At 67.6% G+C, this 20655-nt stretch carries 14 protein-coding genes; 10 read left to right on the forward strand and 4 right to left on the reverse strand.

Annotation, left to right across the window (positions count from 1 at the left end; translation table 11 throughout):
* Positions 1-20: 20 nt before the first annotated feature.
* Entirely contained in the window at positions 21-1208 is a 1188-nt protein-coding gene (locus IE245_RS14450) for an amidohydrolase family protein (RefSeq protein WP_189717058.1), read from the forward strand.
* Positions 1209-1262: 54 nt separating this feature from the next.
* Here the strand turns inward: IE245_RS14450 and IE245_RS14455 are convergent, their stop codons facing one another.
* Positions 1263-2123 carry a helix-turn-helix transcriptional regulator gene (locus tag IE245_RS14455; RefSeq protein WP_229851273.1) on the reverse strand — a complete coding sequence of 287 codons (861 nt, stop codon included), beginning with the start codon at positions 2121-2123 and terminating at the stop codon, positions 1263-1265.
* A gap of 354 nt (positions 2124-2477) precedes the next feature.
* Between IE245_RS14455 and IE245_RS14460 the strand changes: the two genes are divergently transcribed.
* The 9 genes from IE245_RS14460 to IE245_RS14500 all read left to right on the forward strand — a co-directional run bounded on the left by IE245_RS14460 (position 2478) and on the right by IE245_RS14500 (position 9515).
* Positions 2478-2804 (forward strand): transcriptional regulator, encoded by a 327-nt coding sequence (locus IE245_RS14460; protein WP_189947299.1) that lies wholly within the window; start codon positions 2478-2480, stop codon positions 2802-2804.
* A 1-nt stretch (position 2805) separates the two neighbouring features.
* Positions 2806-3825, forward strand: coding sequence for a hypothetical protein (locus IE245_RS14465; RefSeq protein ID WP_189947301.1), 1020 nt, complete (start codon positions 2806-2808; stop codon positions 3823-3825).
* A complete protein-coding gene (locus IE245_RS14470) occupies positions 3825-4529 on the forward strand; it encodes an ATP-binding protein (protein ID WP_189947303.1) in 705 nt (234 codons plus the stop codon). Before IE245_RS14465 ends, IE245_RS14470 begins: the two co-directional genes overlap by 1 nt.
* A gap of 118 nt (positions 4530-4647) precedes the next feature.
* Positions 4648-5214, forward strand: coding sequence for a WhiB family transcriptional regulator (locus tag IE245_RS14475; protein ID WP_189947305.1), 567 nt, complete (start codon positions 4648-4650; stop codon positions 5212-5214).
* Positions 5211-6257, forward strand: coding sequence for a DUF2637 domain-containing protein (locus tag IE245_RS14480; protein WP_189947307.1), 1047 nt, complete (start codon positions 5211-5213; stop codon positions 6255-6257). The genes IE245_RS14475 and IE245_RS14480 overlap by 4 nt, the downstream gene beginning before the upstream one ends.
* A gap of 90 nt (positions 6258-6347) precedes the next feature.
* A complete protein-coding gene (locus tag IE245_RS14485; RefSeq protein ID WP_189947309.1) occupies positions 6348-6572 on the forward strand; it encodes a hypothetical protein in 225 nt (74 codons plus the stop codon).
* On the forward strand, positions 6569-7246 hold the full coding sequence (locus IE245_RS14490) for a plasmid mobilization protein (protein WP_189947311.1): 678 nt from the start codon (positions 6569-6571) through the stop codon (positions 7244-7246). The genes IE245_RS14485 and IE245_RS14490 overlap by 4 nt, the downstream gene beginning before the upstream one ends.
* Positions 7246-9003 carry a relaxase/mobilization nuclease domain-containing protein gene (locus tag IE245_RS14495; protein ID WP_189947313.1) on the forward strand — a complete coding sequence of 586 codons (1758 nt, stop codon included), beginning with the start codon at positions 7246-7248 and terminating at the stop codon, positions 9001-9003. Before IE245_RS14490 ends, IE245_RS14495 begins: the two co-directional genes overlap by 1 nt.
* 107 nt (positions 9004-9110) lie before the next feature.
* Positions 9111-9515, forward strand: coding sequence for a hypothetical protein (locus tag IE245_RS14500; protein WP_189947316.1), 405 nt, complete (start codon positions 9111-9113; stop codon positions 9513-9515).
* Positions 9516-9707: 192 nt separating this feature from the next.
* Here IE245_RS14500 and IE245_RS14505 read toward each other — a convergent pair whose 3' ends face one another.
* From IE245_RS14505 to IE245_RS14515, 3 genes are all read right to left on the reverse strand, one after another.
* Complete coding sequence (locus IE245_RS14505; RefSeq protein WP_189947318.1) at positions 9708-10082, reverse strand: Imm10 family immunity protein; 375 nt, start codon at positions 10080-10082, stop codon at positions 9708-9710.
* A 35-nt stretch (positions 10083-10117) separates the two neighbouring features.
* The gene (locus IE245_RS14510) at positions 10118-16600 is read right to left on the reverse strand and encodes an RHS repeat-associated core domain-containing protein (protein WP_229851274.1); all 6483 of its coding nucleotides are present in this window, start codon (positions 16598-16600) and stop codon (positions 10118-10120) included.
* A 220-nt stretch (positions 16601-16820) separates the two neighbouring features.
* Positions 16821-20504, reverse strand: a complete 3684-nt coding sequence (locus IE245_RS14515) for a LamG-like jellyroll fold domain-containing protein (RefSeq protein ID WP_189947323.1) — start codon at positions 20502-20504, stop codon at positions 16821-16823.
* Positions 20505-20655: the final 151 nt, after the last annotated feature.

Raw genomic sequence — 20655 nt, forward strand, 5'->3', positions numbered from 1 at the left:
CCCACGCCCAAGGAGCCAGCATGCTGATCACCGGCGGACGAGTCCTCGTCGGATCGGGGACGTACCTCGAAGACGGGGCCGTCCTCGTCAAGGACGGCTTGATCGCTGCTGTAGGACCGCGCAAGGAGGTCGAGGAGCAGGCCGGCGCCGACACACCTCGGTTCGCGTTCGACGGGACGATCATGCCGGGCCTGATCGACGCTCACGTCCACTTGGTCTTTGACGGCAGCCCCGACCCGGTGGCCGGCCTCCAGACCTCGACGGACGAAGTCCTGCTCGAAGACATGCGCCATCGCGCGGAGCAGCTTCTGCGCAGCGGCGTCACCACGGCCCGCGACCTCGGCGACCGCGGCGGGCTGGCCCTCAGGCTGGCCGCCGAGATCAGCGAGGGCCGAACTCCGGGGCCGCGGATCGTGTCCGCAGGCACGCCGGCGACCACAGTGGGCGGGCACTGCCACTTCCTCGGAGGCGAGATCACCGGTGAAGCCGAGGCCCGCGACCTTGTCCGTCGCAATCTCGCGGCCGGCGCCGGAGTCATCAAGGCCATGGTCACCGGCGGCGGCCTGACGAAGGACGGTCCCAAGAGCCACGAGTCCCAGTTCACCAAGGAAGAACTGGGCGCCCTCGTCGACGAGGCCCATCGGGCAGGCGTTCCCGTCGCTGCCCACGCGCACGGAGCCGATGGCATTGCCGCCGCCGTAGAGGCGGGGGTGGACACCATCGAGCACTGCACCTGGATGACCGGCGGCGGCCTCGACTTCCGGCAGGACGTGGTGCAGCAGATCATCGACCGGGGGATCGCCGTCTGCCCGGCGGTCAGCCCTCACTGGCAGATGCTTCCCCGAATCTTCGGAGAGGAGCGAGCCGCCGCGATGTTCGACATGGTGCGCCGGATGGCCGACGCGGGCGTACGCCTGGTGGCCGGCACGGACGCCGGCGTGCAGCGTGCCGGATTCGACGGACTGGTCCCGGCTCTCTCGTTCTACGCCCACCTGGGCCTGACGCCCGCCGCGATCATCGACATGGCGACGTCCGAAGCGGCCACGGCGCTGGGGCTGGACACCACGACCGGGCGGATCACTCCCGGGCACCGTGCCGACCTACTCCTCGTCGACGGCGATCCGCTTTCGGACCTGGGCGCGCTGAAGAACGTCCGTGCCGTGTTCGTCGGCGGAGAGCACTACGAGCCGACGTCGGCGGCCGAGTAGGGGACGCCTGCCCAAGTGCCCTGCCTCCCAAGCTGAGAAGCCGGAGTCAGGGCACTACTCGTTGTCGGTGGGGCCGGCCTTCTTCTCGAACTCGGTCGCGAATTCGTTCAGGATGGAAAGGACCTCTGCGGGTAGACCCTCGGAGCCGAGGCCGCGGGCGCGGACGCGACCCACCTTCCCGCGCTTGGCGGCTGACATCAGGCGCAGCCCTTCATAGACCTGGCGCACGACGGCATCGTCAGGCTCGAAGTACAAACGCGCGACACCGAAGAAGTCGGCGAGCCCCTCCAGAACAACGGGAGCAGGGGTTCCGGCAGAGCCCGTCCGGAGGGCTGCCATCATCTCGGGGCTGGAGACCTCCGCCCCGGCGTACGCGTTCACGGCCTTGGCGATCTCCGCGTCCCCTGGCGCCGTTCCCTCGGGATACGAGCGTTCGAGCAGCAAGGTGATCTTCCCGGCCAGCGTACGAGGGGGCTCCTCGGTCTCGGGAACGAAAGCGGCCTCCCGCTGTACTTCCTCGCCGCGAGCCTTGGCCATGGAACGTTCCTGCGCCCGTCTCACCTCGTCCACGGTGACGCCGTACGCCTCGGCCAAAGAGGGGAGGTACTTGTCCTTGAGGCGCCGCACTCCTTGTTCCGCGCCGGCCACTGGGCCGTCGCTCTTGGTGCCGATGACCGCCGCCATCTCGTACCGGTGCAGGCCGGCGTCGCACCGCAGGTCGGTGAGGTCGGGCAGGCCGTCCCGGGGGAACAGAGAGTCCACCGGTTGCTTGAGCACCTGGGCCAGGGCGGACAGCTTCTCCTGATCCGGCGTGGACGAGCCGAGCTCCCACCCTGCCACCGTCGAATCCGCGACACCCAGGGCGGACGCCACGTCGGACTGAGAGATCTCGGCAGCCCGGCGCACCGAGCGCATGCGAGTTCTGTCGAAGCGGCGAGCTGGCATCAGACCTCGTTTTCGGGAGAGCCGAAGAAATTTCGAGACGTTGACCTTTCGAGCTGGTCAAGATAGCTTCAGGCTACCGAAAAACGCAGGGATGCGCACCCCTGCCCTCAAGGGCAGGCGTGCGCAGAGGCAGAGCACAGGAGAGGTGGACGATGCAGGCGAACGACCCGTGATGAACGCCAGCAATAAAGAACCGGCGCCCGGGAGCTGCTAACTCCCAAGCGCCGGGCCGACACCTCAAGAGGTGTCCAACACATCACGCGGGCGGCGGGGCTTTTGCACGAGAACCACCGCACCGCGCTCCTACGAACAACGGAGTATCGCATGCTCGCCATGCCGAGTGGAACTCTGGCCTGTCCGGAAACCGGCCGCCAGCACCGCCTCGCCACCCAGCTCGCCCACATGATCCCGGGCGCGGCCACGGTCCGGGTCGGTCTCGACGACCCGAAGCAGAGGTGGCCCCATCTGCACGCCGTCGTCAGGAACGAGTCCGGGAGGATCCTGACGCCGAACCGTACGACCGCCAGGGTCGCCGCCCGCTGGATCCTGCGGGCCTGGCCCGAGGCGGACTGGACCAGGCCGCACGTCTTCGACCTCGCCGACGCCACCCTCACCCGCAGCGACTCGGTCGCCGCCGGCCGGGGCCGCTGACATGGCGCGGATACGAACCATCAAGCCGGAGGCTTTCGTCTCCGAATCGCTCGCCGAAGTGAGCGTCGAGGCCGAGCGGACCTTCTTCGGACTCCTCACCCAGTCCGACGACCACGGCCGCCACCGCGACAACGCCGCGATCATCGCCGGGCTCCTCTGGCCCCTCCGGGCCGAGCACACCTCGGTCCATGTCGAGGACGACCTCCACCAGCTCGCGAACGCCGGCCTGATCTGCCGGTACACCGGCTGTGACGGTCGCCGCTATCTCCACATCGTGACCTGGTCCGAGCACCAGAAGATCGACAAGCCGAGCCAGTCGCGCATCCCGACCTGCCCGGCGCACCAGGCCGCTGCCCGGTGCGCCCCCTGCAAGGGCACCTGCAGCAAGCGGACCGAGGACTCGTCCATCACTCGCCGAGGGCTCGCCGAGGGTTCGCCGAATACTCCTCGAACCCTCGATTCGGGTGCTCCGGCCACCGCGTCCCCTCAAGACCGCGCAGGCGAGGCTCCCGCTGCCCACCAGGACGCCCTCGACGGCATGATCGGAGCCTCACAGCACGAGGCGGAGAAAAGCTCAGGTCAGAGCGCATTCACCGAGGGTTCTCCGAACCTTCCCCGAAGCGTCGGGGAGGGCTCGGCGCCTGGATCTAGGATCTTGGATCCTGGATCCCTTGTCCCTACGGGGCGCACGGCGCCCGCAGCTGGCGTCTCGGCCAACCAGCTCGTCGGCGAGTACGTCGCCGCCTGCGACGAGCGCCCGCCCAGCGACGTGATCGGACACCTCGGCCGGATCACCAAGAAGCTCCTGGGCGAAGGCATCGCCCCGGAGCACATCCGCGCCGGACTGGCGAACTTCGCGGCCAACCCCAAGCACCCCAGCGTGCTGGCCAGCATGGTCAACGAGGCCATGAACGCACGCCTCAGCGGTTTGGCACGGCCGGGAATCCGGCCTAACGTCCCCGCCCACCAGGCGTGGACCAACCCGACCGACGCCGCTGCCGCCTACGCCGAGGAGCTGTGATGCGCACCCGTCACCGCGAACCGCAGACCCTCGGCGAGGGAACCTTGGACCGGATGGCCCGGATTCTGGCCGCCCGCAACATCGACTCCGCCACCGTTGCCGCACCGGCCCCGGAGCCCGAGACCGTCTCCCCGCTGGAGGCCCTGTCGGCCGGTGTGCCCCCGCGCTATCGAGCAGCCGTCGCCGACCACCCCCAGGTCCTGAACTGGGTCCGGACCGTCGCCGAGGCTGCCGTGGCCCCCAACCAGGGAGCCCGACGGCAGGTCACCACCGGACCCAGCCTGCTGATGGCCGGCGTCGTTGGCGCGGGCAAGACGCACCAGGCGTACGGCGCGGTCCGGGCTCTGGTGCAGAGCGGGGTCGGTGTGCGCTGGCGCGCGACCACCGCCGCCGACCTGTACGCCGACCTGCGGCCCCGGCCCGGAGCCGACAGCGAGCGCGAGTTGGCCGCCGTCAGCCGCTGCCCGCTGCTGATCATCGACGACCTCGGCGCCGCCAAGGCCAGCGACTGGACCGAGGAAGTGACGTACCGGCTGTTCAACCGCCGGTACAACTACGAGCTCCCGACCCTGATCACCACCAACCTGCGCATCAGCGATCTCCGGGCCCAGCTCGGCGACCGCGTCGCCTCCCGGCTCGCCCAGATGACCACCCGGGTCGAGTTCGAGCAGGTCGACCGCAGACGGCACCGCCTCGCGGCCTGACCAGCCCCAAGTCACCACGCCGGGCCGCGCCCGCTGCGCGCCGCCCCGAGCCCTTCCCCGACCCAGCGCACCTCTCCGCCGACGCCCCTGCGCGCGGAGAGCGATCGGAGCACTCCGCATGACCCCCACGACGAACAGCCCCACTCGCCACCGCCTCCTCGGTGACCAGACCTGGCGGGCCGACGCCGTCTGCCAGAGCACCGAGTACAACCCGGTGGACCCCGAGATCTTCTTCCCCGAGCCGGACGAGACCGACAAGATCACCGAAGCGAAGGCGCTGTGCAACCAGTGCCCGGTCCGCCGCACCTGCCTGGACGCGGCGCTGGAAGGCGGCGATGCCGACGGCATCCGAGGCGGACTGACCGAGGAGGAGCGCCAGCCGCTCCACGAGAAGATCGCCGACCGCCTCGACTACAGCCGGGTCAACGACACCATCGCCGGTCGCGACATCCACCTCACCAAGGCCGAGCGCCGCGCGGTCATCCGCGCCGCCTTCCGCCACGGGGTGCCCGAGCAGCGCCTGGCCCGACTCCTGAAGATCAGCGAGGAGCATGCCCAGAAGCGGTACCGCGAACTTCGCCGCGCCCTGCGCAACCGAGATCTGAAGCAGACCGAGACGGCCACCGCCACGCCCGAGGCCGGCGGTGAGCGCCTGGGCCGCGACGACTTCGGGACGGCGGCGTGAGCGCCACGACCGCGCCGAAGACGGCGCACATATCCGGCTGGGACCGCGCGGTCGTCATCGCCCTCGGCGGCGCGGGCTGCGCCCTGTCGTACGACGCCCTGCAGCAGATGGCCGTCGCCATCCACATCCGTGGCTTCCTGACCTACCTCTTCCCCCTGGTGATCGACGGGTTCATCGCCTACGGCGTCCGGGCGCTCCTGGTCCTGCGCGACGCGCCGCTGCGCGCCCGGCTCTACGTCTGGACGCTCTTCGGCACGGCCACCGCCGCCAGCATCTGGGCCAACGCCCTCCACGCCGTCCGGCTCAACGAGGACGCGGTTGCCGGCACCGGCCTCCGGCTAGGCGACACGGTGGTCGCGGCGCTGTCCACCATCGCCCCGCTCGCCCTGGCCGGAGCGGTCCACCTCTACATCCTCATCGCCCGGAGGCCGGTCAAGGGCAGTGACCGCGGGGACCTCGGTCAGGCCGGTCAGCCGGGTCAGGTCAACCGGGGTGAGGCCGTTGAGGCCACCCGGACTGACCGGGTCGGTCGGCAGCAGCCGGTGGCCGGTCAGGTCACCCCCGGTCAGCCGGTCACCACACTGACCGACCGACCCCCGCTGCCCCTGGACAAGAAGGCCCCCGCCCCCCGGTCACTGACCGGGGACACGACCCCGGCGGACAGCCCGACGCCGGTCACCGGTCACCCCGGTCACCCCGGTCAGCCGGACATGGCGCGGCCGGTCACTGACCGCGCCGAAGACACTGACCCGGTCACCGGTGACCAGAACAGCCTGGCGGTGGATTCCGGTCAGCCGGTCACCCAGCCGCCGGTCACTGACCGGGGTACCCGGACACCCGGTGACCGGCGGCCCGACCCGGACACCGAGGAGCTGCTGAAGATCGCCCGGTCGGCGGTCAGGACCCAGGACAAGCTGACCCGCAAGGTGGTCGCCGAGGCGATCCGCGGTCAGCAGATCCCGCTCTCCAGCGACACCCTGACCACCCTGATGGCCCAGCTCCGCGCCCAGCACGGACAGCCGGTCACCTCCACCCGCCCCTGACCGAACCTCCACGGAGCGGGTGACCGAGCCGGTCACCGACCGGTCACCCGCTCCGGACACCCCTCCCGAACAGAAGGTGGAGCACACCTGATGCGCACTCACCCGGCCACGTCCGCCGAAGTCGAGTCCTGGCTGACCGTCCTGCACCAGCGCGGCCACCTCCACCGCGCCCAATCCGGCCCCGATACCACCTGGATCGTGCAGCGCGGGCAGCACGACCGCCCTTGGACCCTCCACCACCCGGTCCTCGCCATGGACTGGATCGAGGAACTCGTCCGCGAAATCCAGCAGCAGAACCCCGAGACGAGCCGGTGACCACCGACGACCCGGCAGCGACCCCGGCCGGAGAGCAGCGTGACCCCACGACGGCTCCTGGCGGAGCAAGCTATCGCGTACGACGGTCCTACGGCCCGTCGTACGCACTTGCCCCCGCTCCGGAGGGCGGGGGAAGCCCGGCTGGTCCCCGAGCGAGGGCGCACGGGGACCAGCCGGGCAACCGGCACCAGGGGGCGCCGGTCACCGAGGGAGAAGCCGACCACGACGACCACCGCGAGCAGCCGCGCCCGCGTCCGAGCCCGCGCCCGCCGGCCTTCCCCGACCGCACACCGCGCCGCCGCCCCCGTAACCCGAGCGAGCGCACCCGCAAGACGACCACCCGCCTCTCCGACGACGAGAAAGACGAGATCGACGCCGCCGCCGCACAGCGCAACGTCACCGTCGCCCGCTTCCTCGCCGCCGCCGGCCTCGCCGCCGCCCGCGGTTCGACCGCCCTGCACACCAACGAACAACTCGACGCGGCCATCGACGAACTCGCCGCCCTGCGCACCGCCCTGGCCCGGATCGGCAACAACATCAACCAGATCGCCTACATCCTCAACAGCGGCAGCCGCCCGCGGGTCGGCGAACTCGACCACGCCCTCATGGCCCTCATCCGGCTTCTCGCACGTCTCGACGACGCGGCGAACGACCTGGTGACCAGGAGGCTGTGATGGTCCCCGACATCGGACGCGGCTCCCGCACCCACGGACTCCTCGTCTATCTCTACGGCCCCGGCCGACGCGAGGAGCACACCGACGCACACCTCGTCGGCTCCTGGGACGGCTTCGCCCCTGACCCCGGCCGCGACCCCGACCCGCAGGTCACCCTCGCCCGTCTCACCGCCGCCCTCGACCTCCGGGTCAAGCAGGCCGGCGACCGTGCGCCCGCCCAGCACGTGTGGCACTGCTCGGTCCGCACCGCCCCTGGCGACCAGCGGCTCTCCGACGAGGAATGGAACGCCGTCGCCCAGCGCATCGTCCACGCCACCGGCATCGCCCCGGACGGTGACCCCGACGGCTGCCGGTGGATCGCCGTCCGCCACGCGGAAGACCACATCCACATCGTCGCCACTCTGGTCCGAGGAGACCTGCGCAACCCGCGGTTGAACTACGACTTCAACAAGGCCCAGACCGAGTGCCGGCGCATCGAGAAGGAGATGGGCCTGCGCCGCCTCAACGCCGGCGACGGCACCGCAGCGAAGAACCCCACCAGCGCGGAGAAGTTCAAGGCCGAACGCACCGGCCGCCCCGAGACCTCCCGCGAGACGCTCCGCGAAGCCGTCCGCCAAGCCCTCGCCGGAGCCGCCACCGAAGAGGAGTTCTTCACCCGCCTTCACGAGGCGGGCCTGCGCGTGAAGATGCGCCACGCACCGTCCGGTGACGCCCTCGGCTACAACGTCGCCCTCCCCGGCGACCGCAACCGCCACGGCGACCCGATCTGGTACCCCGGCTCCAAGCTCGCCCCCGACCTGTCCCTTCCGAAGATCCGCCACCACCTGGCCGACGGCCTCACCGACCAGGCCGCGCCCCCCGCTGCCGAAGGCCGACCGGACTGGCCCCCACCCGCCCGAGCGCGCCGCAGCGCCACCGGTACCGCCGAGCACGCCGCCAGCCTCCTCGACCGCGACGACGACGAAGCCGCCGCCCACCTCGTCGGCGTCGGAGAACTCCTCGACGCCCTCGCCCAGACCTCCCCCGCCGCCACCCGCGCCGAGCTGGCCGCCGCCGCCCGATCCTTCGAACGTGCGACCCGCAGCCACGTGCGAGCAGAGCGCGCCGACACCCGAGCCATCCGCTCCGCCGCCCGAGGCGTCATCCAGGCCGGCGGCGCCCTCGGGCGCGGCGAAGACGGCGGCACCACCGCCATGCTCGTCTCTACCCTCGTCCTGGTCGCCCTCGCCGCTGCCCGCTGGCACTCCGCCCACGGCCACGCCCAGCAGGCCCACGCCGCCCGGCAGACAGCCCAACACCTCCGCACCGCCTACCGCCTCGCCGCCAACATCCCCATGCGAGCACTCCACGACCAAGGCCGCGCCCTGCCCGAGGCCGACCGGCGGAAGTACGAGAGCACCATCCGAACAGTCCTGAAGGAACAGGACGTCCGCACAGAAGGCGCTTCGACGAAGACGGACGCCTTGGCCGCCACCCTCGCCCAGGCCGAAGCAGCAGGACACGATCCCGAGGTCCTCCTCCAGCAGGCCATCGACATGCGCGAACTCGACACCGCCGCGGACGTGAACGACGTCCTGGTCTGGCGCCTGCGCCGGATCGCCCAGCTCCCCGCCCACCCAGGGGAAGCTACTCATCGCCAGCAGGCCAGCACCCGGCCGAACAGGCTCTCGGCCAGCCCCACCAGCGGGCGGAACGTATCCGCAGCGGCGCCGCGCCCTGCCGTCCCTGCCCCGCGCAGTCGCCCGCCGCGCCGCTGACCAGTGCGCCCGGAAGGCCGGTCACCGGCCGCCGGATGCCTCGAAATGCCTGGGCAGGCGGTTCCACCGGCTGTTACGGCTGAAAACAGCAAGCCCTCGACCGGGAGATGACGCTCGTGCTCAGAACCACCGACCACACCACCGAGCCGGCACCCGTGCTGCCCGCCCTCCTCGCCGGCACCGACCCCCTGCTGCACCTCCAGAACGAGACGCAGCCGGCCGACGGCCCCGGCGCGACCCGCTGCCTCAGCCACCCGCACGAGCTGGCCCTCGGCGGCATCCCCACGATGTGCTCGGGCTGTGAGGCCCGACGCGACTGGCTGCTCATCAATCACGGCCGCAACGTCTGGGTCTGCTGCCGGTGCGGTGACCAGTGGCTCGAACCCGAGATCAGCCGCGCCGACTTCGACGCCTTGATCGGCGCCCCGGACGTCACGAACTACCCCACCGTCGAGCAGGCCCTCACCGCGCTCGGCTTCGACGGCGCCTTCGCGGGCATCTACCTGAAGTAGACGAGCGAGAGGGCAAACGCCGAGGGGCGCCACCGATACGTCGGTGGCGCCCCTCGGCGTTCAAGGTGGTCAGCCGCGCCGGGTGCTTTTCGGCAGCCCGCCCCGGAAATCCGCCAAGAGCGCGCTGATTCTGCTGGCCGGCTACCAAACCCCCGCAGCCCTGCGAAGGATCGGCCGGTCGCGGCGAGGAGGCTAGAAGTTCATCCTTGGAACCTTCACGGGATTTCCGTATGTAAGTACCTTTTTGAGGCCTTCTCGCAGGGAATCGACATCGATTTTCGAGTCAATGCCCAAGGTGATTACATTCGAAGGCAATTCCAGCTCGTCGATCGACTCCTCCCTGAAGATGAGAGTAAGCCTCTCCGGGAGGAGTTCTACTTCCTCGAGGCTGCCGTAGTCAACCACTTCCTCGCCGGTAACTACGCAGTAGCTGTCTAGCTCGAGATCGATTTCCTGCCGACCCGGCTCTTCCAGCATCCGCTGCAGATCAAAATACTGCCCATCTTCACCGACGCCTTCCGAGATGTAGACGGTAAACGTCTGGCCAGGAATCCCCAAGAACTCCATATGCCGAATGATCCAGTCAGGAGTTTGCGGGTTGCTCATTCGCTCGTGCTCCAACTCTTCTTGCCCCACCTGTAATCGAAGGTAACGCCAAGCTCTTTTGATGCTACCTTCATAGCGCCCCGACAGTTGCTGCAAGGACGTCTCAAGCCGTAGATCGTGATTGTATCCCCCGGCTTCACTCGAGCCAGGTTGGCGTAGGGGTCGTTGTTGATTTGAAGGGCTTTGCCCCCTGCCATACGAATCACGCGGCGCTCCGTGTGCACCGCCTGTCTGGCCATGCCTTCACCCAGAGCAGATTCCGCAGCTGTAGTGGCACCACTCCTCACCGTGTATGCAAGTGTAATCACACCATCGTGACTCACTTCCACTCTCGCCCAATGGGTCGTAGGGGAAGTGGGGCCAGTCAGGGTGCCTTTTCTGTTTTGCGCTGCCTTGCCTGTCCATGTGGGCTTCCCGGATTTGCTAGCTATTTTCGCCGCGAAAACCAGGCCAAGACCAGTGCCTACATCAGCCATGCCGGCCGAATTGGGCGCTCCGAGCGATTCTACAAACCCCGGGGGGCTGTAGAACAGGGTGAAAACGAAGTAGTCGTGCTGCTCATCCGTGCATTCTACGAGTTCCTCGCAAACTCCTGCACCTGCGACCGCGATGTGCTGACTGGGCCATAGGCCGTCGTACATCCGGTTGTTCAATACTTCGTCGTACGTCTTGGAGAATGCTTCTTCGAAGCCCTCCGGTTCGGCGCCGGGGGCTCCAACAGTGTTGAACCAGCTGGTCTCAGCAGGGGCGGAAGAGGCCACGACGTGGTCAGAACTTTCGGGCGCATCTTCGTGACCGCCCAGCATGCCACCGTAAGGCGCCTTGCTGCCACTATTCCCCGGGCTTCCCGGGTTGCCGCCGCTTACTGTGTTGTTGGGTGGCGGTGCGCAGGATCCTCCGTTTTCATGGCACATTTCCCTCAGGCCCGTGGGGTCGGAGGAGGTGGCCGGATGCTGGTTGGCGTAGCTGTAGCCGTTGAGGGACTGGTGCTGGTCAGCCGACAGAAGCGGGTCGATGCTGATGAACTGGCCGATCCCAGGATCGTATTGGCGTGCTCCGACGTGTGTGAGACCTGTGGTCTTGTCGTCGATCTTGCCGAGGAAGCCCTTATCGTCGGGCCACGCAGCGCCTGTCGGAGTACCGCGTTCGGACCCGAAGGGACTCATATAGCGCTTGCTGAAGGACTGGGTGGCGTCGGCAGAGACGGCCAAGCTCTGGGTGCCGTGATGGTCGCCGGCGAGGTAGGTGAGTTTCTGGGTCCCGCTTGCGTTGGATCGGAGAGCGATGCTGACACCACTGGCCGTGTAGTAACGCTGTGCCCATGTGGTGCCGTTGGCCCTGAGGTGCAGTTCCGTGGCTCCGGCGTACAGGATCCGTTCGCCGCCCTGGGTGGTGCGGGTCAGGAGGTTACCTTCGGCGTCATACAGGTAGTCGGTGCTCTTGCCGGACTCGGTGAGCTTGCTGAGCTTGCCCTCTGGGGACCAGGTGAGGTCCTGGGTTCCGGTCTTGCCCGGACGTTTGGTGGTGTTCCCGGCTGTGTCGTAGGTATAGGTGCGTGTGGGGGTGATGCAGTTGGCCGTGGTACTGGTGCCGGTGAGGGTATGGGGCTGGGTGCCTGTGTAGCAGTACTTGGTGTTGGTGTCGCCAGTGGTCTTGTGGACCGTCTCGGTGTCGCGCTGGCCGGCCTGGTTGTAGGTGTAGCTGGTCCAGTACGGGGCCGGGCCGGACAGGCCCGAGGCGCTGCGCGGGTCAGAGCAGTTGCGGGAGCTGGGGGTCCATGCGTGGGTGAGGCGGCGGTGGCCGTCGTAGGTGAAGCACTGGGTCTCGGCCGCTGAGGTGCCCCCGAGGGTGGTGGGGTCGGCGATTGCGGTGACGTTGCCAGCCTGGTCGAAGGTGTAGTTGAGGTCCTGCAGCATGTACGGGTGGGTCTGGTCCGTCACGCGGCTGCGGGTCAGGCGGCCGGTTCCTTCCTCGAAGGTCTGCGTGACGTACAGCTTCTTGTGTTCCTCGGAGTCGGCCGTACCCATGATCAGTTGCTGGGCCTGGCCGAGGGCGGAGTAGTCAACCCCCAGGAGGTACCCAGTGGAGCCGCCTATCGATGTGAGATTGCCGAGGGTGTCGTAGTCATAGCCGATGACCTCGGCCTGCAGACCGCCCAGAGCCGGTTCCTTGGTGTTCTGCAGGGTCCCGTCGATGTTGTAGTAACTGGAGTACTCCAGCGTGGTTGGTGTGCCTGCCTGGACGAACGGATCGTTCGCGGGGAGCTGGAGCTTGCTTCCGACTGGACGGGCGAGGGTGTCGTAGGCAGTGATGCTCTTGATGTACGCCTGCCCCGTTTTGCCACCGACGTAGCGTATCGAGGATGTGGGCAAGCCCTTGAGTAGGGTGTCGTACGTGTAAGCGGTGAGCTGGGTGGCGTCACTCTTCGTGCCAGACCAAGTACCCACCAGTCGGCCGAGCTCGTCATAGTCGGTCAGGACGGACTGGCCTCGCGAGTCAGTGGTCCTGATGACCTGGTCGAGCGTGTTGTAGACGGTGGTGGACTTACCCTTGTCCGGGTCGTTAGACGTCGTCTGCCTGCCGAACAGGTCGAACCCGTAGGACCACGTCGCTCCGTCCGGCCCGGTGATCGACGTTTGCTGGCCGTCCAATGTGTAGGTGAACTTGGTGGACGTGTGCGAGACGCCGAGACTGGCGCCATAGTCTTTATCGGCGGGATCGGGGCCGGCATATTCGCGGGTCTCGATGGTCTGGCCGCGGATGTCGGTGATGGCTCGGGTCGCGGAGCCGCCCTGGAGTGCTGTGGTGGCGGTGGAGTCGCCGGTGTAGCTGGTGGACGTGGACCACTTCGGCTTGCCGTACACGTAGAGCGTGCTGGTGGTCGCCCGGCCGGCGCCGTCGAAGACCATTTCGGTCTGGTTGGGAGCCTCGCCATACTCGGCGCGGGCGTACGTGCCGGTTGGGGTCGTTGCGGTGTCGAAGATGTCGGCGTGGGTTTGATACGCCAGGCCGCGGGTGTCGTAGCGGGTGTCGGTCAGCAGCCGGCCTCCGTGGGGGGTCGGCGACTGGGTCTGTAGCGGACGCAGCAGGGAGTCGAAGATCGCGTAGGTGGTGTTGTAGGTGGTGCCGTCCTTCTTCAGCGTCGCGGTCGACACCCAGGACTGCTCGGTGTTACTGAGGGAGTAGGTGAACTTACTGTTGGGGCTGTAGCCGGCGGTCCTGTTCCGGTTGGGCAGCCACACGTCGGTGAGCCGCCCGAGAGCGTCGTAGGCCAGCTCTGTCTTCTTCACATTCGCGTCGAAGACCTGCTGCGGCTTTCCACGCCTCGGATCCAGGAAGGTGGCCGACCGATAACCCTTGGGGTCCGTGGTGATGGTCTTGGTCAGCGGGCCGGCAGCAACGGGAGTGAAGGCTGTGCTCGTGGTCTTACCGTCGGCGTCGGTCACGCTGAGCGGTCGACCGAGTTCGTCATAGGCGGTGGTGCGTGTCTTCTGCCAGGTCACAGCCCCTTCGGGCCCGTAGCCCTGTGCGCGGCCGGTCCATGTTGCAAGGCCTTTGGTCGGCTTCATCGTCGCCGACCAGGTGGTGGCGCCGTCGTAGGCGGCGGCCTCGTCTGTCAATACGTCGCCGCGGCGGGTGGAGTCCGTCGGCAGGTCGATATCAGCGTCGGCCACACTGCACGTCCGGCCTACTACGCGGGTCCGCGAGACCAGAGAGGTCAGTCCGAGGGTGTCGTTGCGGGCGTACCAAGTGCGGGCACAGGTCTCGTCACCAGCGGTGCTGTAAAGGCCCGAGTCGTATTGAGTTATTGGCATCCCGTAGGCGTCGTAGCTGGTCGCAACGGCCCGGTGGCGCCAGGTGCCCGGCACGGTCAGGTACGTGTACGTGGTGGACTGCTTGGTGCGGACATACCGGGCGGCGTGGTCGCCCGAATCCGGTACCCCGGTCTGGCGCGCGGTCTCCTTCGACCACGGCTGGTGGGCGGTGACCGAGATCGGCTGGGTGCCGTTGTAGACGACCTGCTCGCGCAGCTGACCTGCGTACGGGTCGCTGTCGGTGAGGTTGGCGATGCCGACGGTGGGCTGGGCCAGTGGAGTGACCGTTACCGACTTCGTGGTGCCGTCCTTCTTCTTGTCTCCGTCCATGCCCTGCATGTAGAGCGAGACCGTCTTGGAGCGGGTCCTCTGCAGGGCGCCGGTGTAGACGGTGACCTGGCGGTAACCACGCCAGTCGGACCAGGTTCGCTCGTCCTTCGGCGTGAACGGCTCGTCGCTGTAGTGCCAGGCCGCACCTGTGTACTCGTAGGCGTTCTCCACGGCCTCGTTGTGTCCGGCGGGGTCGGAGACGGAGACCGCGAGCACGCGGTACTTGTGGAACCAGTCCACCGACGCCTCCGAGGAGCCGTTGATGTTCCAGTACTGCGGATAGCAACTGCGGGTGTTGGTGTCCTGAGCCGCGCCCAGCACCTCGCTGCGGACGCACTCGGGCGACGAGAGCGTGACCGTGGTGATCGCCCCGGTCTCCGACGTGATGGTGGAGATACGGGGACGGGTCAGCGGCAGGATGTCATCGGTCGCGTCGACCCGGTTGGGTCGCATCTGGTACGTGAACGAGATCGGGTCCAGCCCGATGGAGGTGGTGCCGGCCTTGCCCGTCCGCTTGATCGACTGCAGCGTGAGGACCTGATCGCTGGTGTCGCCAATGTCGCCACCATCCAGGTACTGCTGGGTCAGCGCCCAGGAATCCACCGGGTCGTAGGCACTGGCTGCGGCAGTCCAGGAGTAGGTGTTCACCGCGGTGAGACGCTTGCGGGAGAAGAACGCCGGTGCCGTTGCCAGGCACTCGTCGTCCCCCTTGGAGCAGATTGAATCGAAGGGAACGTCGGGCCAGTTGTCGGACGTCTCCTTCGTCAACGAACCACAGTCCGACGCGGTGCACCGCTCGGCGTACCCGAAAGTCACCTTGGCGTCAGCGTCATCGGTGAACAGCGCGCCCTTGCGCAGACCGTACTTGATCTCTTTCAGGTAGCCGCCGCGGACGTAGGAGGCCTCTGCGGTGGTGGCTTTGTTCTTTTTGTAGTAGTTGCTGTCCTTGGCGTACCAGTAGGTGGAGGCGTTGCCGTTGACGTCCTCGACGTAGTCGAGGTTCCAGCGCCATGCCTGCGTCAGGGACCGGTCCGCGAAGCTGCTGCCGCCCGAGTAGCCGGGTTCACCGGAGTCGTCACCGAAGACTGGCACCGTCCAGGTGGAGTTGGTCCGCTCGGTTGTGGCGCCGTCGAGCTTGTCCAGACCGAAGATGTACTTCGTGCCGTCACCAGTGGTGACAGTCCAGTACTCGCCGTCGTCGTCGCTGTTGTCGGCGCCGATGGACCGGGTCACCTTCGAGGCGTCGTCGTTCTCCAGACGCCAGGTGCCCGTGGCGGTGTCCTTCACCAGGCGGGAGGACTTGCCATTGAGGACGAGCCTGGCGTTGTCGTACTTCCAGCACAGGTCGAAGACATCCGCCTGGCCGTCGTCGTCACAGGAGCCGTAGCTGCGCTCGATGTAGGACTCGGTCAGGGAGAAGCCCTCACCGACCGAGGTTCCCTGATTGTTCGTCGTCGCCGTACGCCCATCGATGCTCCCCGAGTCGTACGACAGCGACAGCGACGGCGCCGGGCCGGCCGCAGCGGGCGGCATCGTGAAACCGTACGACCACGTGAACGACCCCGAGCTGCCGCCTGCCTCCCACGAAGAGGACTCCGCCAGCCCCGTCGCCGAGTAGTCGCCCGTGCCCGACGGTGACTGGCCCCCGCCGCCCCCAGCCGTCGTGACCGCCAGCACCGTCGCGCTGGAGGCTTCGGAAGCCAGCTGCGTCGAGACGCCACCGGCAGTCTCGGGCAGTGCGACCTGGGCCGAGACGGACTGCTCACGCACATCGTTCGCCGACTTCAACGGGGTCTGCTCACGGCACTCCGCCTTCTCCGGAGTCGTCAGCACACAAGCTGGCAGCTGGACCAACTGCAGACGCTGCGCCCAGCCGCCGCCCACCTTCGAAGCGAAGCCGGAGTAGTCGACGGAGACGCTGACCCGGCCGGCGGCGTTCGCCTCTACAGTCAGCAGGACACCGGTGATGCCGGCCGTGTCCGCCTCCTTCTGGTCCAAGACCGTGAGCCGGGCCGTAGAAGCTGCCGCTCCGGCCCGATTCCCGGCCTCCGACTTGACGGTCACCGGCATCCCACCCGGTGCAGCCTTGCCTGCCCCGCCCTTGGCAAGCGCGATGGTTGCCTCACCGGGGGCGGGCCAGGCGCCCCTCTGCTCCGCCAGGGCACGGCGGGCCTGCTCGGTGTTGGTCGCCAGATCCTGCGCGACCTTCGCCCGGGCCTTCTTTGCCCCCGGCGAGTCGACCGCCTTGACCTTGCTCACCCGCTGATCAGGCAGTCCTGGACGGCCCAGCCCCCCATTGCCGTCCGCGGCCTGCGCTATCGGCACCAGCCCCATCGGAACCATCAGTGCCAGAGCCAGCGAGTGGACAAGGAGCCGTTTGCGGCCCCGTCTCTCACCACCAGCCTGGATTCTTGTAGTGCCTATGTCAAAAGCCATCTGCTCCGCCCCTGCTCGTCCAGAATTAATTTCGTCACACGTCATAGCCGAGGCCGCACACGGCCGCGGCTGCGGGCAGCAGCAGGGACGCCCGCCGCTGCCCGCACGCTCAATTCGTTCAGTCCCTCACGGTGTTACTGATTTGGTCGGAGCTGGCCATCGCCCCGGCCCACACCCGCACTTCCGCGATCTTGGCAGGTAGGTAATGTGCCCAGCCGCCCGAGGTGTAGCCCTTGCCGAGTGTGAAATCACCTGAACCGAGCTGCGCGGTGAACTGCGTCTCACCGTTCTCGTTATGGCCCAGGTAGAGGCTGATGGTGCCCGACTGTGCGTCGTGAACACCGGTCAGACGGACCAGACCATTCAGCTTTGCTTCATCTGTGGAGACGACCGAGGAAAACGTGCCATTGGCGTTCAGTCGTCCGAAGTGCCACTTGCCGACCAAAGTGACGCTGTCCTCATAGGGGTTGACATCCTTGCCGACCATCTCGAACCAGAGTCCCCATGCCGAGCCGTCCGCCGTACGCTGTCCCAGTACCTGGCCCACAAAAGGGTTCTCCAGGCTGGCGTCCTTGGTGGCCAGCTTGTCTTCGTCCAGTTCCACCTGGGTGGTGACCGTGAACGAACCCGTGTCGTCCACCAGTGGGCCGGCGGCTGTGGCGGAGTCATCCACACCGTCGAGGACGATCTCACCGTTCACCACCGCCGCACCGCCGGCCAGGGTCAGCGGCCTGCCGTAGCCAGAGGTGGTGTCCGGGATCGTGGTCCCGGAAGCGGCGTCGGCAGACCAGTTCGCCACCAGTTCGGCGCCCGCGTACTGCTGCGAGATCAGAGCCCGCGCCTGCACGGGGATCTCTTCGTCGATCAGTACACGCTGCCAGGCGGACACCTCGTCAATCGAACCCTTGAAGGGTGCGGTGCGGGTACCTGCCCAGAGGTGCCGGCCCATGTTGAACGGACCGGTGGCGGACCAGGAGCCGGCCACCACCTTCGTGCCCTGTAGCTTGCCGTTGACGTAGAAGCGGACTTCCTTCGTGGCAGGGTCGTAGCTGCCCGCCAGGTGCGTCCACATCCCGATAAGCGCAGCGTCCTTGCTTGCCACACCGATGTGTGCAGCGCCGTTGTCCGCGTCCTTCTCCTTCACTCCGAACGCCCAACGGTCGCTCGTCTTGTCGTAGGAGAGGAGGAACGGGCTGTACTGTGCGCCGTCCTGGGAGAGGACGGCACTGTTCTGGGACTTGCCGTCCAGACGCACCCACGCTGCCACGGTGTACGCCAGCCCGGTGTTTACCACGGGCGTGGTGGTCGTCGCGTACGCTCCGGTGCCGTTCAGCAGCAGCCCCAGGTCGTTCTTCGGGGTTGCCAGCGGCGTTCCCTGTGCGTTGTGCGTGACCATCCCGAGCCGTCCGCGACCGTCACGCACAGCGCCGCCGGCAAGGGTTGCGTCCTGGCGTATCCCGCCACCACCGAGAGCACTGTCGAGCGCAGCACCGCCATCGGTCTCGTCGAAGTGCCAGCGTGCAACCGGGTCCTCGCCCCGGGCCACCTTGAAGATGAGCGTGCCCTCCCCGCCCCAGCGGCCGAGGCTGTCCTTGGCACGGACGTAGATCGTGTAATCGCCAGACTTCGTAGGTCGGTAGCTGGCGGTGAAGAGACAGGGCATACCCGGTTGACACGTGTTCGTCCAGGCAACCGACTGGCTCAGCCGGTACTGGAAGTCCGTGACGTTGTCATCACCGGCCGCGGGCGCGAAGAGGAAGTTGGCCCTGACTCCCGGTCCGCCGGAATCCTTACAAGGCTCCTCCGGGTCGACTCCGGGATCGTCTTCGGACAGGCACTCGTTATATGGGCCGCGCAGCAGGATCTTCGGCGGCTTGGGAGCCGAGGAATCAACCTTGAAGTAGCAGAACCCCGACGTGCTACTGGACCGGTATTTTGCCCCTCCGTTGTAGAAGGAGTGCGTCCATGCCTGGTACCGGTACAACTTCCCGTCGGTGAGGGCGGACCACACGAGCGCGGCGCGCTGCCCGTCCTGGAGGTAGCTGGTCGAGGGCGCCACGGAGCCGTTCCCGGCAGGCGTTTCGCTCCATGTACCGTCGGAGTTCTTGTGGTCCAGGTCGAAGTAGATCCGCAGCTGGGCCTCCTGCTCACCGCCGGCCTTCGTCTGCGCGACCGCGTTGAGCGTCGGCTTCGGATCGGACACCACCGCCGGGTCGGCCTCGGACCTGTTGCAGACCGTGCCCGAACCCGCCTTCACACCCACTCCTGTGGGCCTGTCGGGAATACCGACGAAATCCACCGCGAGAACAGCGTCGTTCCGGAACCGCTTCCACGCCGAGGCGTCAGACTCGTCCTGCGCCCTCAGCTGCAGGGTGAGCCGGGAGATGCTGCCCGCCGCGAAAGCCCGGACGGTCGGGGTGAGATTCTCGTTGGGCTCCTCGGGGTTGTCGTGGAACTCGATGGGAGCGGTGGGCGAATTGGGGTCGCACAGGGAACCACGGCCAGCCGAAATGTTCCTGTCGACCATCCAGTCGAGTTCCTTGGGCCGGGAGGACCATGTGGTGGCGGAGGAGATGTTGTTCGTCCGGACCAGGTCCACCCAGCGGGGGTCGCACTGGAAGGCCCACGGCTCGGTGACGCGGAAAGTCGCGTCCAGGACATGCTTGCCCTTGAGCTTTTCCGGCGAGAACTCGAAGTACAGCCGCTGGACGTAGCCGGGACCGCAGTAGTAGCCGTTCCAGCTGCCGCACTTGCCGACGCCCTGGCCCCGGTCCTGGTCGCCGTTTTCCCAGTTGTACGACTCGTAGCCGTCCGAACGCAGCAGAGTCCGCTCCGCCCCTCCCCAGGTCACCGTGGGGTCGATGTACAGAGGGAAATGCTCTGCCTCCGTTCCACGGAGCATGTCCGCGTCCGGCACGACGGACAACAAGTCAGAAGTGACCTTCACGTCCATCGTCGTCACCGTGTCACCACTCGAAGGCATCCCGTTCGACGGCTCTTCGGCGTCGCCGCCAGAGGCGGGCTCCGGCGACGTTGGCTCTGTTTCGGATCCGAGGACGGCTGCGGACTGGCTGACCGGGGCCTCGGTGCTCTCTGTGGCATCGCGGGTGCCCGCCGAGTCCCACATCTGAGCCGGCGGTGCACGGAAGACACGGTTGCCGTCCACGTCCACCGCGGCCAGGTTGCCCGCCTGCCCCTTCACGATCTGCAGGCCCTCGGCCTTCAGGGAGTAGTCGATCTGCTGAAGCTTCGGATTGGCCGCAGCTTCGGGGGTCTTCACGACAAGGAGGTGACGGAAGCCTTCCGTCGAAGCGATCACCTGAAGGTCGACCCCCTCCAGGACCTCTCTGTAGACCGCGCTTGCTCCGTCCAGCTCCGGTACCGGAAGCTCCTCCAGCCAACCAAGGGCCAGAGAACGGCCTTCCTCCTCGATCCTCACCAGCGGCTCATCAGCCCCACCACCGGAGAACTCCATGTCCACGGCCGACGCCTTGGGCGCGACCGTCCCATCGGTTCTCCGCTCCAGCGTCGCGTCGGGAGCCTGCCATCCGCCACCAGGCGCGGCGGCGCGGACAGGTACGGCGGACTCCTCCAGGGTGAAGCTGTAACCGTCCGGGTTCGCGTAGACCGTCGTACGTTCAGAACGCTCGCCTGCCACCTCGACCCGGACGCCCGTCCCCTTGGCATCTGCCAGGGCCCGCTGCGCCTCCGTCAGCTCCCCCGTGGCCGTCGTGGCCGCAGGCGCGGTGGCTGACGCCGCCGTCGCGTCACTATCCAGTGCCGGTACAACCGACAGAACCATGGCCGCGGCAACGCCTGCTACCGCATAGGTTCTCCCTCTGCCGCGCACGGAGCCAGCAGCCAGTCTCCATCTCACACTCATCCCCACCCCAAAAACAGTTCGATCAAGGCATATGGCATATCGTGGACGTTCAGCACATCCGCGTTCCCGC

It is taken from the genome of Streptomyces roseolus, assembly GCF_014649855.1.
GTDB classification, from domain to species: Bacteria; Actinomycetota; Actinomycetes; order Streptomycetales; family Streptomycetaceae; genus Streptomyces; species Streptomyces roseolus.

Excerpts from the sequence above, each read along its gene's own strand:
- IE245_RS14470 (WP_189947303.1), top strand. The coding sequence starts at position 3,825 with ATGCGCACCCGTCACCGCGAACCGCAGACCCTCGGCGAGGGAACCTTG.
- IE245_RS14475 (WP_189947305.1), top strand. The coding sequence starts at position 4,648 with ATGACCCCCACGACGAACAGCCCCACTCGCCACCGCCTCCTCGGTGAC.
- IE245_RS14450 (WP_189717058.1), top strand. The coding sequence starts at position 21 with ATGCTGATCACCGGCGGACGAGTCCTCGTCGGATCGGGGACGTACCTC.
- IE245_RS14515 (WP_189947323.1), bottom strand. The coding sequence starts at position 20,504 with ATGGTTCTGTCGGTTGTACCGGCACTGGATAGTGACGCGACGGCGGCG.
- IE245_RS14455 (WP_229851273.1), bottom strand. The coding sequence starts at position 2,123 with ATGCGCTCGGTGCGCCGGGCTGCCGAGATCTCTCAGTCCGACGTGGCG.
- IE245_RS14465 (WP_189947301.1), top strand. The coding sequence starts at position 2,806 with ATGGCGCGGATACGAACCATCAAGCCGGAGGCTTTCGTCTCCGAATCG.
- IE245_RS14505 (WP_189947318.1), bottom strand. The coding sequence starts at position 10,082 with ATGGAGTTCTTGGGGATTCCTGGCCAGACGTTTACCGTCTACATCTCG.
- IE245_RS14460 (WP_189947299.1), top strand. The coding sequence starts at position 2,478 with ATGCTCGCCATGCCGAGTGGAACTCTGGCCTGTCCGGAAACCGGCCGC.
- IE245_RS14485 (WP_189947309.1), top strand. The coding sequence starts at position 6,348 with ATGCGCACTCACCCGGCCACGTCCGCCGAAGTCGAGTCCTGGCTGACC.
- IE245_RS14500 (WP_189947316.1), top strand. The coding sequence starts at position 9,111 with ATGACGCTCGTGCTCAGAACCACCGACCACACCACCGAGCCGGCACCC.
- IE245_RS14510 (WP_229851274.1), bottom strand. The coding sequence starts at position 16,600 with ATGGGGCTGGTGCCGATAGCGCAGGCCGCGGACGGCAATGGGGGGCTG.
- IE245_RS14495 (WP_189947313.1), top strand. The coding sequence starts at position 7,246 with ATGGTCCCCGACATCGGACGCGGCTCCCGCACCCACGGACTCCTCGTC.